This window comes from Leptospira broomii serovar Hurstbridge str. 5399, assembly GCF_000243715.2.
Taxonomy (GTDB): Bacteria; Spirochaetota; Leptospiria; order Leptospirales; family Leptospiraceae; genus Leptospira_B; species Leptospira_B broomii.
On sequence record NZ_AHMO02000004.1, the window covers coordinates 119,886 to 135,346 of the forward strand.

16 protein-coding genes are annotated in these 15,461 nt (G+C 41.6%); 8 read left to right on the plus strand and 8 right to left on the minus strand.

The genetic code is table 11. The annotated features are described in order from the left end of the window. Positions 1 to 73: 73 nt before the first annotated feature. Positions 74 to 2,329: a lytic transglycosylase domain-containing protein gene (locus LEP1GSC050_RS00660; protein ID WP_010569138.1), complete on the minus strand. Its 2,256-nt coding sequence runs from the start codon at positions 2,327 to 2,329 to the stop codon at positions 74 to 76. A gap of 58 nt (positions 2,330 to 2,387) precedes the next feature. Between LEP1GSC050_RS00660 and LEP1GSC050_RS00665 the strand changes: the two genes are divergently transcribed. The 5 genes from LEP1GSC050_RS00665 to LEP1GSC050_RS00685 all read left to right on the plus strand — a co-directional run bounded on the left by LEP1GSC050_RS00665 (position 2,388) and on the right by LEP1GSC050_RS00685 (position 6,604). Further along, entirely contained in the window at positions 2,388 to 3,701 is a 1,314-nt protein-coding gene (locus LEP1GSC050_RS00665; protein ID WP_010569139.1) for a tetratricopeptide repeat protein, read from the plus strand. Positions 3,702 to 3,755: 54 nt separating this feature from the next. Next, the gene (locus tag LEP1GSC050_RS00670) at positions 3,756 to 4,529 is read left to right on the plus strand and encodes a hypothetical protein (RefSeq protein WP_010569140.1); all 774 of its coding nucleotides are present in this window, start codon (positions 3,756 to 3,758) and stop codon (positions 4,527 to 4,529) included. 169 nt (positions 4,530 to 4,698) lie between these two features. Next, on the plus strand, positions 4,699 to 5,139 hold the full coding sequence (locus tag LEP1GSC050_RS00675; protein WP_010417822.1) for a bactofilin family protein: 441 nt from the start codon (positions 4,699 to 4,701) through the stop codon (positions 5,137 to 5,139). 20 nt (positions 5,140 to 5,159) lie between these two features. Beyond that, a complete protein-coding gene (locus tag LEP1GSC050_RS00680) occupies positions 5,160 to 6,137 on the plus strand; it encodes a PdxA family dehydrogenase (RefSeq protein WP_020986999.1) in 978 nt (325 codons plus the stop codon). Further along, the gene (locus tag LEP1GSC050_RS00685; RefSeq protein WP_010569142.1) at positions 6,134 to 6,604 is read left to right on the plus strand and encodes a hypothetical protein; all 471 of its coding nucleotides are present in this window, start codon (positions 6,134 to 6,136) and stop codon (positions 6,602 to 6,604) included. The genes LEP1GSC050_RS00680 and LEP1GSC050_RS00685 overlap by 4 nt, the downstream gene beginning before the upstream one ends. Before the next feature lie 297 nt (positions 6,605 to 6,901). Here LEP1GSC050_RS00685 and LEP1GSC050_RS00690 read toward each other — a convergent pair whose 3' ends face one another. The 5 genes from LEP1GSC050_RS00690 to LEP1GSC050_RS00710 form a co-directional block, all read right to left on the minus strand. Then, positions 6,902 to 7,705 (minus strand): SDR family oxidoreductase, encoded by an 804-nt coding sequence (locus LEP1GSC050_RS00690; RefSeq protein WP_010569143.1) that lies wholly within the window; start codon positions 7,703 to 7,705, stop codon positions 6,902 to 6,904. Between the two features lie 7 nt (positions 7,706 to 7,712). Then, entirely contained in the window at positions 7,713 to 8,663 is a 951-nt protein-coding gene (locus LEP1GSC050_RS00695; protein ID WP_010569144.1) for a fumarylacetoacetate hydrolase family protein, read from the minus strand. A gap of 17 nt (positions 8,664 to 8,680) precedes the next feature. Next, positions 8,681 to 9,781, minus strand: a complete 1,101-nt coding sequence (locus LEP1GSC050_RS00700) for a VOC family protein (RefSeq protein ID WP_010569145.1) — start codon at positions 9,779 to 9,781, stop codon at positions 8,681 to 8,683. Next, positions 9,774 to 10,313 carry a hypothetical protein gene (locus LEP1GSC050_RS00705; protein ID WP_198012822.1) on the minus strand — a complete coding sequence of 180 codons (540 nt, stop codon included), beginning with the start codon at positions 10,311 to 10,313 and terminating at the stop codon, positions 9,774 to 9,776. The genes LEP1GSC050_RS00700 and LEP1GSC050_RS00705 overlap by 8 nt, the downstream gene beginning before the upstream one ends. A 201-nt stretch (positions 10,314 to 10,514) precedes the next feature. Further along, positions 10,515 to 10,913 carry a DUF2721 domain-containing protein gene (locus tag LEP1GSC050_RS00710; RefSeq protein WP_010569148.1) on the minus strand — a complete coding sequence of 133 codons (399 nt, stop codon included), beginning with the start codon at positions 10,911 to 10,913 and terminating at the stop codon, positions 10,515 to 10,517. A 164-nt stretch (positions 10,914 to 11,077) separates the two neighbouring features. On the opposite strand from LEP1GSC050_RS00710, the gene LEP1GSC050_RS00715 reads away from it, so the two are divergent. Then, on the plus strand, positions 11,078 to 11,656 hold the full coding sequence (locus LEP1GSC050_RS00715) for a TetR/AcrR family transcriptional regulator (RefSeq protein WP_156895924.1): 579 nt from the start codon (positions 11,078 to 11,080) through the stop codon (positions 11,654 to 11,656). Positions 11,657 to 11,714: 58 nt separating this feature from the next. On the opposite strand, the gene LEP1GSC050_RS00720 is transcribed toward LEP1GSC050_RS00715, so the two are convergent. Together LEP1GSC050_RS00720 and LEP1GSC050_RS00725 are read right to left on the minus strand one after the other, a co-directional pair. Further along, entirely contained in the window at positions 11,715 to 12,032 is a 318-nt protein-coding gene (locus LEP1GSC050_RS00720) for a hypothetical protein (RefSeq protein WP_010569150.1), read from the minus strand. A 39-nt stretch (positions 12,033 to 12,071) separates the two neighbouring features. Continuing rightward, complete coding sequence (locus tag LEP1GSC050_RS00725; RefSeq protein ID WP_010569151.1) at positions 12,072 to 13,142, minus strand: amidohydrolase family protein; 1,071 nt, start codon at positions 13,140 to 13,142, stop codon at positions 12,072 to 12,074. Positions 13,143 to 13,548: 406 nt separating this feature from the next. Between LEP1GSC050_RS00725 and LEP1GSC050_RS00730 the strand changes: the two genes are divergently transcribed. Both LEP1GSC050_RS00730 and LEP1GSC050_RS00735 read left to right on the plus strand, forming a co-directional pair. Beyond that, the gene (locus LEP1GSC050_RS00730; RefSeq protein ID WP_084695299.1) at positions 13,549 to 14,469 is read left to right on the plus strand and encodes an alpha/beta fold hydrolase; all 921 of its coding nucleotides are present in this window, start codon (positions 13,549 to 13,551) and stop codon (positions 14,467 to 14,469) included. Positions 14,470 to 14,472: 3 nt separating this feature from the next. After that, positions 14,473 to 15,456, plus strand: coding sequence for a VOC family protein (locus LEP1GSC050_RS00735; protein ID WP_010569154.1), 984 nt, complete (start codon positions 14,473 to 14,475; stop codon positions 15,454 to 15,456). Positions 15,457 to 15,461 lie beyond the last annotated feature (5 nt).

Below are 15,461 nucleotides of genomic sequence, written 5' to 3' on the forward strand. Positions count from 1 at the left end.
AACTTTCCGTAAATACTATCCTATGAATCGGAAATTCTAGACAATCCAAAAAAAGGGAAAGATAAACTTCGGTTTAGCGGTTCTTGTACTGCCTTAGAGTCTGATAATTGTAATAGTTGGACGTTACGATTCTGCAATAATCACGCGGCTCTTTGATCGGAAGTTCTTCCAGAAAATGATTAAAGTCTCCTCGATAGTGATTCCGTTTCCATTTTCTCAAATTACCCGGGCCGCCGTTATAAGCTATGGAAGCCCACTTTAAGTCGTTTTCGTTACTGGATAAAAGATATTTCAGGAATCTCGCGCCCATCTGTACGGAAATTTCCGGATCAAAGAGCGAATATGGGCCTAATCCTAAACCTTGCGCCAATCCTTTTCCAGTCGCACCCATAATTTGCATCAGTCCGCGAGCGTTGGAGACCGAGACGGCATTTTCCTTAAAAAAGGATTCCTGTCTCATAACAGCATACACTATGTCTTCGTCGATGCCGAAGGATTGGGAATATTTCGTCACTAAATCCCGATGAGGGCGGGGGTAAATTCTGGAAGCGAGTTTGGAGGGGAGGAGAATTACGTCGTCCGGAATCCGTTGCTTTTTCATTAAATTACGAATATGGAAAACCGTTAAATATTGATTTCCGGTGGCTTCCCCTAAAGCGGCTAAAATTTCATCTCTTTCATCTTCTCCGATTCCGTTTTGGGATTTGTACTTATCGACTAGGGAGGTAGCGTAGACCATCTCACCGATCTCCAAATATTCCCGGGCATTTTGTAGAAGATGATTGCCTCGGATTCTACTGTGAGCCGAGTCTATTCGCGCATCTAGTTGAAATGCTTCCGGGAAATAAGCGAATTCCAAATCCCGTCCCACGATTTTACCTGCGAATTTAGGATCTCCTGCAGTGAGCGAAAGATATTCGAACAAGCTCTCCTTATTTCGTAACGGACTTTCCGGTTGCGAAATTTGCGAAATCTCGCCGGAAAATTCTTCTCTTATCACCCTCGTATAATAGGAACCGGGAATGGAACGATAATACGATTTTAACCAATCTCTAAGTTCATCCGATTTGCCCTTGTTCTTAAGATTTCGAAGATACCAATAGACTAGTCTCCCTTTTACGGGAAGATTCGGAATTCTTCGTAACGCTTCCTTCCAATAAGCATCCTCTAAAAAATGAGCTTGGTCTCCGGTGATTAGATCGATTAGTTCGTCTTGACGAGTTAAGTTATAAGGATTGCGTTCCAAAGAAGCAAGAAGGCGTGAAAAATATTTATCCCGATTTCCTAATTTCTTATAAGCTCTAGCATACGCATATTCGACCTCATCGGTGGAAGAGAGAGAGAGGTCTTCCAAGATTTTTAGAGCCTGAGCGCCTAGACTTTGATTGGAGAGTTCCCGGGACATTGCCGCGGTAAAGTCGGAATTGGAGTTAGCGAATCCTTTGTATCTGGAAAGGAAGGAAGGAATGCGTTCCGGTTGATACAGGACTAGGGTTCTCGCAGCGGCTTTAAAACTTTCCGGCTTTTCGAACTGGACGGAACCGAAATTGGAATGAGAGGAAAGATACGATTTTCGATCGCCCGCAGAAAGGAAAGGTAGAAAATGAACTCCTTTTTCCGGGGAAAGAGATCGGTAGAATGATTCCCCTTTCCAGGTTTTTAAATCCGTGAAGATATCCTTTTTCGTGTAGGCGGGGGTATTCGCGTCTTCCATCAATCCGTACAGAATCGCTTCCCCTTTTTGGAACTCACCGAATTTATACAGTGCTTTTCCGTAGCGATAGTTTGCCATCGTTCCGAAATATTCCCGTCGGTCTTTCTCGGCAAAAGACTCCGCGTATTCTTTAGCCTCTTTAAATTGATTGGTTTCGTAGAGAATTTTTAAAATTTCGGAGACTGAGTTCCTGTAGATCGGATCGTATTGCTGAGGAAATTTTTTGAGATAGGTTATTAATTCTCCCGAGGAAAGGGCTTTTCGTTTTGCCATTTCCTCATACAATTTCCAATATGCGACCTTTGTTATTGCGCTTGTAGAAGGTAGAGGATTGCCGGTCACTTCTAAAAGATCGTCTCGACCGACCCCCGCGACCATTTTGCCTTTTAGTAAGGAAACTAAATATCGATATCTTGAGTTTCCGTCGCCGTCTGGATGGGTTTCATGAAAACGGACCATCGCATAAACTTCGGATTCGGTGGTCGGGTGACGCTCTCGGAAGATGCGTCTGATTTTTTCCAAACTATAGGACTTGGTCAGGTATTTTACGTCGTCGTTCCCCAAAAGACTGCCGACAACTAGAAATAGTAGAGTTACGAGAACCGTCTTTTTCATGCGATTCTTCACTCTTTCTCTCGTTTACAAAGGTTCAACTCCAAAAAGGTAGTCAGGCATGCAGGTTTTAAGTTCCCAAACAGAATGGCCCGAGATCACCCTGAGTCGCCCTGAAACGGAAAATTCGGAGGCGTCTGTCGGCGCCAAGATTGCACCCGAGGTTTCCGCTCCGTCGGAAGTTTATCGCTTAAAAACGAAGATTCTGGAAAACTACAACGGAAGTATTCTTACTCACTTGAAACCGTTGGATTGTTTTCGTTCCGACTTATTCGGTTCTTTCAAATTCCTTTCTCCCCGAACGGATTGGATTCGGGAAGACGGAATTACGGAAAGAGAGGAGAGGCTCTTACGTTTGTTTTTCGAAGAACTTCTAGAGGAACTCGAAGGGCATGTCGTTTGGGATAGCGAACTCTTCTCGCTTTGTTCCGCATTCTTGCTTTGCGAAGAACGCCTGGACGAGTATAAGAAATTATTGAATTCTTTTCCCGAGGATCTTCCAGAAGCGAAGGAAGGCAGAATACTGCTATTTTTTCTGGGATTTTTGGATTCTCTACCGGAAAAGACTCCGATTCCGACCGATTTTGGCCTACGGGAAAAATTGGTGCTTTCCCATAAAAAAGGGGATTTGGACGAAGCGCAAAAATTTCTATTGTACGATCTTACCGTCTCGGGAAAAGAGCCGTCGCTGGTCGGATTAGCATATCATTATTTTCGATTCAATCAGATCGGCTTACGTACGGTAAAGGTTTTGGATGCGATCGTCGTGCGTCGTTGGAACGAGTTGAACGACGAGGAAAAAGACCTTTTTCTTAGGGACTATGAAACGAGGCATTCGATTTGGGATCGTTTTTTTCTTTTGAAGAAATTCAAATCGACGGATGAACAAAAATCATGGATTCGGCTGGAGAAACAAAAGAACGGTAGGGAAGAACTCTCCGACACTCTGAGGGAATCGATTATAGGCTCCGGAGACGAAAGTCTTTTCGAACGGTACGAAATTTTGAGGGAAAAGCAACTTGTACATACCCTTAGACCTTTCGAACTTTTGGTTCTTTGGAATTCCACTGCAGCGTCTCGCCTAGACTCGGATTTGGTTGATATAGAACGAGCTTATCCGGATTCGTATTTGATTCATCGTGCCATAGCCGTAAAAGAATTCAAAGAAAGAAAATTCGACGCATTCCGCGAACGATCGACCCGCACCGGACGCTTCCAATATTCTCCGGAAATGATTTATCTGAAAGCGATTGCGCTTTTGGAAACCGGCGAGGGAGAAGAGGGAATAAAGCTGTTGGAATCTCTGGTATATAAATTTCCGGATTCGGACTTTTTGCGGCTTGTCTTGGAACGATACAAGAAGAGATCCGATTAAGTGCGTAAACTTCTTGCTTTCGGAATCGAAATCGGCTAAAATAAAATTTCCACTATGGCGGCAATAACGCAAGAGCAGATTCTAGAGTTGCAACGTCATCAAAAGATGATCAATCAACTGGAAAAGATTCTAAAACTTTCCAAAAACGACGAGCAGAGATATCGGGTCAGCAGGGATCTAGATAAGTACCGAAATCGTATGCGGGAAATTTCTCCGGAAGGAATTCCCGATAATTTGGAAACGGCCGCAGAGCAAATCAGACTCTTCCGAGAAAATCCGGACGCAGCCGGTCGAATTTTGGCTAAATATCCGGTCATGAAAATCTCTCCCAATTCGAACGACTCCGAAGTCAATCAGATCGGTACTTGGATTAACGTTCTGGATCGGGAATATCTGCCTATCCTGAACGAAATGCATATTCGCTTCGACTTTTCTCATGGAAACGAAAAAGACGGAGTCGTTAAGCATATGGAAAACATCCGTCGAAATATCAAGGTTTTGACGGAAACCATCGAGGAATACCAAGCCGCCGAAAAACAGGAATTCAGGGAACAGCTCAGCCGAATGAAGAACAAACAAACTCGAATATTCATAGCGGAAGCTTTCGAGATGTTTCAAAAGTTCAACGAGTTTCTAAACAAAGTCCTGGACGGACTCAAGGCGGGCGGGGGAATTATCATGAACGTCGAGGATAAGATCACGTTTAACCCGCGCTTTGAAAAAGCCACCGAATTGGAAGGTCTCCCCATTCCGAAAGCGGTGGAAGAATTCCGCGACTTTACGGCGGAGGTGCTGGATCGAATCAATGTGCCCAATTTGAAGCATTGACTCGAAAGTTCCGCTCAAAGACTCAAATCGTGCGGTCGTGAAGTTTTTTCCGACAAGAAAAAACACCCTGCTTTCTCTAAAAATTCCTTTCCCGAAGCGGCAGGGGCTATACTTTGTGCATACATTCGGATTACATAACCCGATTCGAAATCTATAGGATTTAAAATTCATGGCACTTGTTAAGAACTCTTCAGAAGTCACCAATTCCACGATCGGCGAAAATTCCTACTTTAGCGGGAAATTCTTCATTAACGGATCCTTGAAGATCGATGGAAAGTTCGAAGGCAAGTCTCTTCAAGCGGAACAGTTGTATATCGGTGTTTCCGGTAAGGTAAAAACGAATATCACTGCTGCGAGCGTCATCGTAGAAGGTATCGTAATCGGGAATATCACGGCTCGAAATCGGGTCATGCTTCTTCCTACAAGTTTAATTCTGGGAGATATTCGGACTCCGGAATTAATCATCCAAAACGGAGTGACCCTGGAGGGACGTTGTATGATCTCCAGCGATCTAAAGCATTCGAATAAAGAGAGAATCGAGTTGGAGTATTCTAAGGATTCTCTTAGCCTCGAAAAACTCTTCGGAAAACAAACCGGTAAGGAAGCCTAATCTTCCGATTCTAAAGGGCCTTGAACCGCATCCTTATCACTGAAGGAGATCCCTGCGGGATCGGGCCTGAGCTAATAGAGCTCTCCTACTCGAAAGTAAAGTCCTTGTCCAAGGATGTTTCAATCCTTCTAATTCGATCTCAGAAAAAATCCCCCAAGAAAGGTTGGACGTCTGTGGAAGATCCGACGGCGATTTCTCGGCCCGGACTCTATACATGGAATACAGGGTCTTTGACTCCGGGGGAAGAGGCCCGTCTAACTGTAGGCAAGCCTTCGATCGAATCCGGAAAGGCGGCGTATTCGTCTCTCCAGGCAGCCATCAAATTACAAAAACGCTTCGGTGGAAATTTGGTCACGCTGCCTTTGAGCAAGGAATGGGTTTTACGTTCGGGAGTAAAGGGTTTCCGAGGTCATACCGAGACGCTTGCAGATTCGTACGATCGAAAAACTTACATGTTGATGGCCGGGCGTGAGTTGAACGTACTAACCTTGACCACTCATGTTCCTTTAATAAAGGTTCCTTTCTACTTGAAAAAAATACATGTGCCGAGTTTAATCGCCGCCATCCGTTCCGCTCCTTTAGAAAAGGAGAAAGCGATCGCATTTTTAGGATTGAATCCTCATGCGGGAGAAGGTGGACAAATCGGGGGCGAGGAAAAATCCATTTTAGAGCCTATGATTTCCTCTTTCAAGAAGTCGGGACTGAATGTGGTAGGACCGATCTCCGCCGATGCAGCGTTTGCCGAACATTATCGGAGTCGCTTTTCGTTGTTTCTTTCTTGTTATCATGATCAAGGACTGATACCGTTTAAAATGTGGGAAGGTAAATACGGGGTGAATATGACTCTGGGATTGGATTTTATACGAGTTTCTCCCGACCACGGAACTGCCTTCGACATTGCCGGAAAAGGATTAGCCGATCCGGAAAGTTTGCTTCAATGTTTGGATTGGGCGTCCGGAAAATTACCCAAAATAAATAAAATCCGGAGACAGAAATGATCTTTCTCGCTCAAACAGCTTCCGCGGGCCTCTTAGAGCAGATAGTGTTCCCGTTATTTTTACTTTGGTTTGTCGGGCTTACCTTAGTTTTAATTCGGAACGACATAGAAATAATCTGGAAGGTGGCGACTTTTTTCGTATTCGTATTTTATTTCTTTCAGTTCTTCCCGGAATTAAAAGAATCTTATGAACGTTTAACAAAATCGTACCCCACCGAAATTTTAAGCTGGCTTTACGGACTCCCTCGAGCTTTCTATTTTTTCCTACTTTTCTTTTGGCCGATTGCCGTATTTAGAATGTTTTATTCTGCATCGCCCTTTTTAGCTAACTCGACCGCAAAAATTTTATTCGGGTTCACCTTGGTTTATTGGATTCTTTTCCTAGGTTATCATCAGTTTTCCGGTCCGGTCGACGAATTTCTGAAATCAAAGTTCATAGATTGGATAACCATTACCCTTCCTAAGTAATTCTGAGCCTTCCTTCCACAACAAGCAAAACCAAGCGAGGATCGAAGCCCATCCTTTCCTTCGGAAAGTTCTTGGTTCCGAGGTTTTGCCGTTAGTTTCAGGAAACACAGAATCATTTAGTCAGAGTCAATCTCGCTGTTTAAATTCTCCCAGCCTAAAGAAACTTACCGCCTTAAATTCTTCGATCGTTTTGGTAAATTTTGGGATTTGAAATTGCCTGGTCCTTTGGATGTCGGCTTACGAAGGCTCTCCAGATTCGATTTTTATTTTTCCAAATTTATATTTCCTGAAAATACCTTAAGTCACTTTAATTCTCGATAAGATCCTTGCGAAGAAAGAGGGAAAATACTTATGCATCCAAATTGCGAATCCTTCCTTTGGTCCTGCGATTACCACCTCCAACTTTTCGTCACGGATTGCGTTTAAAATTTTACGGGCACATTCGTCCGCTTTGATCGTGGCTTTAGTATGAAGATTCGGCGCGCCGTTTTTTTGACCGTCACCTTTTAGTGCATTCTGGGAAATCTGGGTTTGTATAAAACCCGGATAAACCAAAGTTATTCTAATTCCTTGTGAATGATTTTCAGCCCTGAGTGCTTCGAAAAATCCAGTTAATGCCGCTTTAGCTGCCGAGTATCCTGTTCGGTAAGGCACTCCTAATTTGCCAGCTACACTCGAAATGGAGGCTATCCACCCTTTTTTTCTATCTCGAAGAAATGGAAGAGAGGAAAGGGTAAGGGCTATGTTTCCATAAAAATTAACATTCATCAATGTTTCATACGTACTGAAATCAGTTTCGTGAGCGAGGGAACGTTGACTAATCCCACCATTATTGATCAATACATCGATTTGACCGAATTTCCGGATTACTTTTTCTGGATATTGTGCCAAACTCTTGTAGTCATTTAAATCCAAAGGAAGGACTAAGGAATTAGAATTATTCAGATGATTCTCCAATTGCACTCTTTCCAATTCCTCTTTCCTGCGCGCAGAGAGAACGATTTTAGCTCCGGTTCCTGATAATTCTTTTACTAAGGCCTCTCCGATCCCGGAAGAAGCTCCGGTAATCCAAACTACTTTATCTTTATAGAATTCATTCATAAATTCCTTATGATCCTTGAACCACTTCCAAAATCTGATCGCCTAGATCAATTCTGCGATCCGCCGTGCGGATGGATGATTTTACGATGTCTCCAGGTTTCAAATATTCTATTCTTTTGCTTTGGCCCTTGATGAATAGCTTCCATTTCGTCCTTTCGGAAAGAATCCCTCCGATTTTTTGAACCAATTTACTTGGAGCTCTAAGTGCGCATCCAGACGGAGTACCTGTTAAAAGAATATCTCCTGGAGATACATTGCAAAATTGAGATAATTCAGTAATAGTTTCTGCAGGTTTAAAAACCAAATTGGAAGCAGTATCATGCTGCCGGATCTGGTCGTTCACAAGTAATGTAAGTTCTAAGGTGGCTAATAGATCGAAATCTCCCTGCTCCAAAACGGCTAAGACAGGGCCTGCAGGCAAAAATGTACGATACGATTTTCCTTTATACCATTGCATCTGCGGCAATTGAATGTCTCTCGCGGAGACATCGTTTGCCATGAAGAAGGCGGCTACATATTCAGAAACGTTTTTAGCATTCACTTCAATTTTAGAATCTATGCTTTTACCGAAGACTATTCCTAACTCGATTTCATAATCTAAAAGTTTCACATGATCAGGACGGATTACTTCGCCGATCGGAGCGGAAAGTGACGCGTCGGATTTCGTGAAAAACATATTATAACTTTTATCATCCGGATCCAAACCCGATTCGATCAGATGTTGTCTATAATTGGCCCCCTGGCAGATGATTTGGCAGGGAGCAGTTATCGGAGAAAGAATCGAAATTTGTTTTAAGGGAAAATTTGTCGAATTATTCTTTTTAGGATTTTTCTTTAAGAAATCCAAAAATTCTTTCGTACTTAAATCACCGGCGTTGAGAGGAAAGACTTTACCATTTTCGGTCCGGCCCCAATCGATGTTTTTTCCTTTACTAAAGCGGATATAATTTTTTGCCATTCTCAATTCTCTTCTTATTAATATTTAATCCAATGTCTCGGAGGTTTTTCTGCCATTGCTTTCATCCCGATTAAAGTGCCGAATCGGATTTCTCTTCCGGATAAAATTCCTTTGATTAACTCTTTTAAAACGTGAAAGGATAGTCTAGAATCTAGAAAATCCTTCGGCATATCTTCTCCCCATTGGTACAAACTTTTACGGCTAATCTCATGAAAGCCGACAGGGTAGGTATCATCGAACTTGTCCCCATCGGTATAATGTTCTACAAGCATGCCCGTCGGATCTCTTTCGTAATCAAATACTTGACTTCCTAAGATATGTCTACCGATTCCCCAAGCTGCTTTCCAGCCTCGGCTCAAAAGCCATTGTCTTCCTTGTGAAATTTCATCGATATCCTTTAGTTCGAAAGCGCAATGTTCTAATCGATCATCAGCGCCTGCGCCAATTACGATGGAATGATGATCTGCTAGAGTTTTCCCACGATTGCATCGCAAAAAAACCAGAACCGGTTCTTTTAATTTAGGTAATAATTGGATATCGGAAGGAATCATCCCAAAAGTATCGCAATACCATTGGGCATTTTTTAAAAACTCCTGTTTTAGAAAAACTGCATGTCCTAGGCGGATTATTCCAGGCGGTCCAGTTTCGGCCGCTTGTGGACGATTAACTCTCTTGATCGAGTCGTAACGATTCCAATCTCTTTTTTTAGGGCTTTGGGAAGTGAATTTCGGAACTTCGGATAACACTACGTCTACAGGCAAGCCTGAAGGATCAAGTAAGGTTACGCATGGTAAGTTTCCAAATCGGCCTAAAGGAAGGAGCTGAGCGCCCTTCACTTTTTTCAAAGCTTCAAATTCCTTGTAGGAAGTTATATGAAATCCCAAACCCAGTAAAAAATCCCTGTTGGACTCTTCGATGGACCAACAGGGAAAATTAGAGCTATTTCCATGAAATAAGATCTGTGTCTTTGTTTTGCTAAGAACGCGGAGTCCGAAATCGGTGTAGTATCTTTCGGATTCTGACAGATTTTTTCGACCTAATCTAACGTAGGCGATGTCCTGAACTTTGCTTACGGGAGTGTGCGCTTGAACGGGAATTTTAGAAGCAGGTTTATTCATGACGATTTTTTTCTATAAATTGTTTTTCAGCATTAATTTTGCAAAAATTTCCTGAGTAAGATGGGTTCTTATTTTCAAAATTATTTTGAATGTAATCTATTATAAATTCGAATAAAAAAAGAAAAAGAGTGTGAAAGTCCGTTTTCGCCATTTCAATCCCGTTGCAAATAACGAGTAGGCCGGTTGAAACTTTGAATTTTGAATTTCCGAATTCTATATCTAACTGAATCGTACCATCAGTCCTAGAATGATGCAGAAATGCACTGGGCTTCAAATTCGTTACATTATTAAGAATTGAGATATTTTTTTTCAAAATAGATTCTATTCTTTTTTTTGAAATCCTACAAACAGGTCTATATATATTTTTGAGACTTTTATCCTTTATATGAGAATATAAAATATTTAAATCTCGGAAGGACTCGGCATTTGTTAGAAGTGAATCGGTGTTGTCCTTAATTTTCTTTAACAGAATTTCTTCAAAGACGATTAAATCCTTTTGATTTAACAAGATTTGGTTATCTGTATTTATCATACTTTGGTCTTCAATTATTAGGGCAGGTATTCCTACCGATCCTAATAGATAAGCCGAGAATAGTCCGGTCGGATTGGCTCCGATTACTATGGCGTTCGAGGCCCTCGCGGTTTGGACTATGGACGGGAGTGGAAACATTTATATAAATGAGAGAAGTATCAAAAATGATAAATAGGTCAATAATAAAAATATTTATATTTATCAAAAATCTTCCTTAATTACGTTCTTTAGCTCGATTTCAAGGGCTTTGGCTGAAAGATGTATCTCGTATAAGGAACATAAGAGCGACAGAATCATTAAGAGTAACGATATGGCAAAGAATGTCCAAGCGATTGTATTCTGGATGGATACGGACCCTAAGGAGAGAATACAAAGAATAAGACTTACTATGCCGAAGGATTGGGAGTAACGCACTAAAGAAATTCTGAGTCTTAGATTGTTAATTTGATCTAAGATCAGCTCTTGTTTACTTTCCTGATATTTGATTAGCAATTGTCTAACTAGGGATGTTAGTCCAAAAAAGCGATTTGTATAGGCAAGCATCAATAACGATATTGCAGGAAAGAGGAGGCCCGGTGTATTATAGGTCAATTGGTTCATATCATTATGGATAATTCGGAAATAACGTATACAATCATAAATTGAGATTCCTCTCAAAAATGTAGTTGTTTATTTTATGTCGGCAAAATTTGATTGGAATAATGGCTGTTTTAAAATCTCGAAAAGTTCTTTTACCGAAAAAGGAAAGGACTCGTGCTCAAATAATGAGTGCGGCCTTACGTTTATTTGCAGTTAAGGATGCTGGAGAAACTTCGATTGCTGAGGTTTCTGCCGAAGCGGAAGTCGCGAACGGAACTTTCTATAATTATTTTAAAACTAAGGAAGAACTGTTGGAAGCTTCTGCCTTTGCGCTTGCAGAATCGCTGGTCGCCGAAGCTGTTCGGCTTATGCCAGATATTGCGGATGGGGCCGAGAGGATGGCGACGGGCGGGATGCTTTTTTTGAAAAGAGCAAGAAACGATACTGATTGGGCTTGGGCTTTAATTAGGATTACTGCGGCAGCCCCTAGAATGAGCGAACTTATTCGCACTCAACCTTTGAAAGACATGCAGAAGGCGATTAAGGCAGGCAAATTTAATATTGAATCTGAAGAGTCCGCTTTGGGACTATACGTGGGCGCAGTACATTACGGAATTCGAAACATTCTGGAAGGAAGAGCAAAGAATAAATCTCACGATGTGGAAATGATCGCATTTGTTTTAAAAGCTTACGGCGTTTCAGCGACGACTGCAAGGAATATAAGCCAAAGGGCTTTTGATCGGGTTTGGCAGGATTTCGATTAGATTCTTTTTGCTATCAAGGTATTTCCAAATGGGTGCCGTCTTCGGCAATAATCACTTCTCAGGAAAATATTTCCCTAACGCCATTTAAGAACAAGGGGCGAGTTGCAAAGAATTCTGCGAGTTTGGGACTCATTGGCGGAATGATATGAGCAAAAACTAATGTTTTTACTCCCGCACGAGAACCTTCGTATTCTATAAGAAAATCTGTAAACCGATATTGCTGCACGTATTCGTGCATTGCTTTGATATTCTTAGCAATCTGACCATGAGGTCCTCTCCAATGCGCCTGGACTTCCTCTCTGATGAGATCCTGTCGGAACCAAACTAAATAGCGGCCAGAGGTGACTCTTACTCGACTATTTAATTTCTGCTCCATATTCGTATTATATTTACTTAAATAGATTGAGTTTTGAAATTAGCGGTTTCTGACTTTCGAGGCGAGAGTTACAAATCGTTTCATAATTTGAAATTTAATAGCGGTTTTCAGATCGGCTCGATCGAATTTTGGAGCTTCGCCGATTGTTTCTCCATCTAATGCCCAACGTGGGAAAAGTTTCAGCGCGTGCCCTCTGTTAACGCCAGCGAGCGTTTGTGCATCAAATTGTTTTAATTTTTCCAATTCTTCTCTCTGATGGATAAAAAGAGGTTCCGGAGCAAACGGAAAATCGCTTCCAAACAAAATATGGCCCGGATCCACGAGTTCCTTTAAAGCGGCCATCGCAAATGGAGAAGGGGATAAGGCCGTATCAAAATAAAAACGTCTTATGTAAGTTAAGATCCCATGCGGAGTTTTTTCCGCGATTTCTGGCAGAAGGTTTCCCAAAGAGACTCTCCATGCAACGTAGGGAAGAAATCCACCGGCATGAGCAAGAATCCATTTGATTCTTGGGTATTTTTCCAAAGTTCCGGAGTAAATTAGATTCACTGCGGCCCTTGTGGTATCACATAGAAATTCCAATATAAATCCGGGAGTCCTTAATCCTAAGGTTTCGCTGCTGGGATGTAGATCCGGATGAACAAACACTGTCGCATTTCGGGTATTTAGTTCCGTCATGAGTTCCTCAAAATCAGGATCTCCTAAAAACTTGCCTCGTGTGCTTGCTAAAATTACTACTCCATCGGCCTTTAATGTGTCGAGAGCATAGACGGCTTCGGCTGCTGCTTTTTCCGGCAAAGGCATGGGGAGAATAGCGAAAGATCCGAATCTTCCAGAATATTGTTGCCCGATTTCTTGTGCGTACTCGTTGCAACGACGGGCCAATGCACACGCCCTCTCTACGTTTCCAAAATAAACTCCTGGCGAAGAGATGGAGGTGATCGCGGTCCTAATTCCGTTTATATCCATTACGTTCAGGGAACGCAAAGGGGTCCATGACGGTAAAGGTGCACCCGCGACCGCTCGGATTCCCTCTTTTTCCAAAGCTTCTGTATAAAACGAAGGGATGAAATGGTGATGAACGTCTATACTACTGATTGTTTTACTCATTACTTCTCTTCTCTATTATTTTTATAAGACGGTTCTCTCCAGCTCTATTCGACATTTCTATTAAATAACGATTGTTTCATAATATAACGCGCAGAAAATAAATGAGCATATTAATTAAAATGAGAGATAATTCAAAAATATTATAACTGTCAACATTGAAATATATATAAAATTTAATTCCCTGAGTAGAAGGCCTATTTCGGCCGGCGAACTTTTTGTTGACATAGGTTTCGAAATGATATACATTGCAAAAATTGAATTTTTTATAAAAATGAGAGTATTCTCATAAATATATTGATTATATAATTACAATCGTTATGAATAATTGCATAAGCCGGAAGAGGAGCTTCCATCTGGATCCCGAAAGCGGACAAGATGCAAGTTTTGAAATTTAAAGAGGAACCCTATGATAAATGCCCAAAGCAAACAGTTATCCAATGATGATTTTCGTGAAAAAGAAACCGAATATCTCTCTAATTCGCGAGTTATTTCTATTGGACATCGAAAGATTAACCTTTTCGAAAAAGGATCTGGGGAGCCTATATTATTGCTTCATGGAGGCGGTCCCGGCGCTTCAGGTATATCTAATTACTCTAGAAACATTGAAGTTCTTGCTAAAAACTTTCGTGTTTTAGTGCCTGATATGCCTGGTTATGGCAGGTCCACAAAAGGAATAAATCGGAAAGACCCATTTGGTGATTTAGCGGATTCAATGCTCAGGCTACTTGATGCACTCAACATTCCAAAAGTGCATATTGTGGGCAATTCTCTCGGCGGTGCTTGCGCATTAAGGATGGCGCTTGAGAATCCCTCAAAAGTTTCCGCTTTAATTTTGATGGGCCCAGGTGGAGTGGATACTACTCGATCCTTTCCTACCAAAGGTTTGAACCGATTATTCAATTATTATACGGGAAGTGGCCCAAGTATAGAGAAGCTCACTACTTTTATCCGAGAGAATCTAGTTTATAAAGGAGAGGAAGTGCCAGCGGCCCTCATAGAAGAAAGATACAAATCTAGTATCGATCCCGAGGTTATACTTAAACCTCCTTTACGCAGACCAAAAGGAATTCCTAATTTTAAGAATTTTGATTTTACTCGAGACCCGAGACTTTTGCGATGCGATGTTCCTACTTTAGTGCTTTGGGGAACTGAAGATAAGGTAAACAGACCAAGCGGCGGACTTTCCTTGCAAAGGAGAATGCCTAATTGCGACTTATATTATTTTAATCATACGGGGCACTGGGTCCAATGGGAGCGATCGAAAGAATTCAATCAAATTACGAATATATTTTTTACCATTCATTCCCTTGGAAAGGTTGGATGGTAAATTATGTTTAAGGGCAATGATATCAACATATTCAATTCCGTAAAACTAGGTTATGCAGTTATAGAATCTAATCGGTTGAAAGAATGGTATTCCTTCGGTAAAGAAGCGATCGGATTACATGCTGAGTTTGATAACGATGAATGCGTTTGCTTTCGATTGGATAAACATAAAAAGAGATTTTTGATTCGAAAAGGAGGGACGGAAGATTTTACTAGTCTCGGTTTTCAAATAAAAGACGAGAATTCTTTAAACATTATATTAGATCGATTAAAGAAGCGAAAAGTAACCATTATTCCTGGAGAAGCTGGCGAAGCGGTTTTGCGTGGAGTAAAATCCTTTTGGCAATTCGTAGGTCCGAAAGGATTGAATATTGAATTATTTATAGACCCGATCTTGACGGAAACTCCCTTAAAAATGTCAGCCAGCGGTTTTGTAACGGAAGAGTTTGGAATGGGCCATGTGGCTATGGTTTCTAAGCGACCTGAAGAACTTATCGAATTTTGGAAGGAGATTTTCGGAGCGAGGATCAGCGATTATATAGAGCAAAAAATGTCCGGAGTCACTCTGGACATCGTATTCTTAAGAATGAATCCGCGTCATCATTCCGTTGCTGTGGCAGCGACAAGGGGATTGCATCTGGATCCTATTTCTACTCGAATCCAGCATTTGAATATTGAAGCGAAAGAATTGAAAGATGTGACCGGGGCATACTTACGTTGTAAAAATTTGGGATTCGAAATCGCTCGCGGAATCGGACAGCACCCCAATGATTTAGAGTTATCTTTCTACGTGATTACTCCCTCCGGTTTCGAACTCGAAGTGGGATGGAATCCGATACCGGTCGACGAAATCGAATGGAAGCAAAACAAATACAAACAAATCAGCTCTTGGGGCCATAGGCCGGAAATGTCGACAACGCTGTCTAGATTCAGGGAATTTCGGAGGGGAATCTTCTCTCTATTTCGTTCCGAATATGCCCCTTTTTAATTTTG

Coding starts and splice junctions, on each gene's coding strand:
- LEP1GSC050_RS00660 (WP_010569138.1), bottom strand. CDS start 2,329: ATGAAAAAGACGGTTCTCGTAACTCTACTATTTCTAGTTGTCGGCAGT.
- LEP1GSC050_RS00665 (WP_010569139.1), top strand. CDS start 2,388: ATGCAGGTTTTAAGTTCCCAAACAGAATGGCCCGAGATCACCCTGAGT.
- LEP1GSC050_RS00670 (WP_010569140.1), top strand. CDS start 3,756: ATGGCGGCAATAACGCAAGAGCAGATTCTAGAGTTGCAACGTCATCAA.
- LEP1GSC050_RS00675 (WP_010417822.1), top strand. CDS start 4,699: ATGGCACTTGTTAAGAACTCTTCAGAAGTCACCAATTCCACGATCGGC.
- LEP1GSC050_RS00685 (WP_010569142.1), top strand. CDS start 6,134: ATGATCTTTCTCGCTCAAACAGCTTCCGCGGGCCTCTTAGAGCAGATA.
- LEP1GSC050_RS00690 (WP_010569143.1), bottom strand. CDS start 7,705: ATGAATGAATTCTATAAAGATAAAGTAGTTTGGATTACCGGAGCTTCT.
- LEP1GSC050_RS00695 (WP_010569144.1), bottom strand. CDS start 8,663: ATGGCAAAAAATTATATCCGCTTTAGTAAAGGAAAAAACATCGATTGG.
- LEP1GSC050_RS00700 (WP_010569145.1), bottom strand. CDS start 9,781: ATGAATAAACCTGCTTCTAAAATTCCCGTTCAAGCGCACACTCCCGTA.
- LEP1GSC050_RS00705 (WP_198012822.1), bottom strand. CDS start 10,313: ATGATAAATACAGATAACCAAATCTTGTTAAATCAAAAGGATTTAATC.
- LEP1GSC050_RS00710 (WP_010569148.1), bottom strand. CDS start 10,913: ATGAACCAATTGACCTATAATACACCGGGCCTCCTCTTTCCTGCAATA.
- LEP1GSC050_RS00715 (WP_156895924.1), top strand. CDS start 11,078: ATGAGTGCGGCCTTACGTTTATTTGCAGTTAAGGATGCTGGAGAAACT.
- LEP1GSC050_RS00720 (WP_010569150.1), bottom strand. CDS start 12,032: ATGGAGCAGAAATTAAATAGTCGAGTAAGAGTCACCTCTGGCCGCTAT.
- LEP1GSC050_RS00725 (WP_010569151.1), bottom strand. CDS start 13,142: ATGAGTAAAACAATCAGTAGTATAGACGTTCATCACCATTTCATCCCT.
- LEP1GSC050_RS00730 (WP_084695299.1), top strand. CDS start 13,549: ATGATAAATGCCCAAAGCAAACAGTTATCCAATGATGATTTTCGTGAA.
- LEP1GSC050_RS00735 (WP_010569154.1), top strand. CDS start 14,473: ATGTTTAAGGGCAATGATATCAACATATTCAATTCCGTAAAACTAGGT.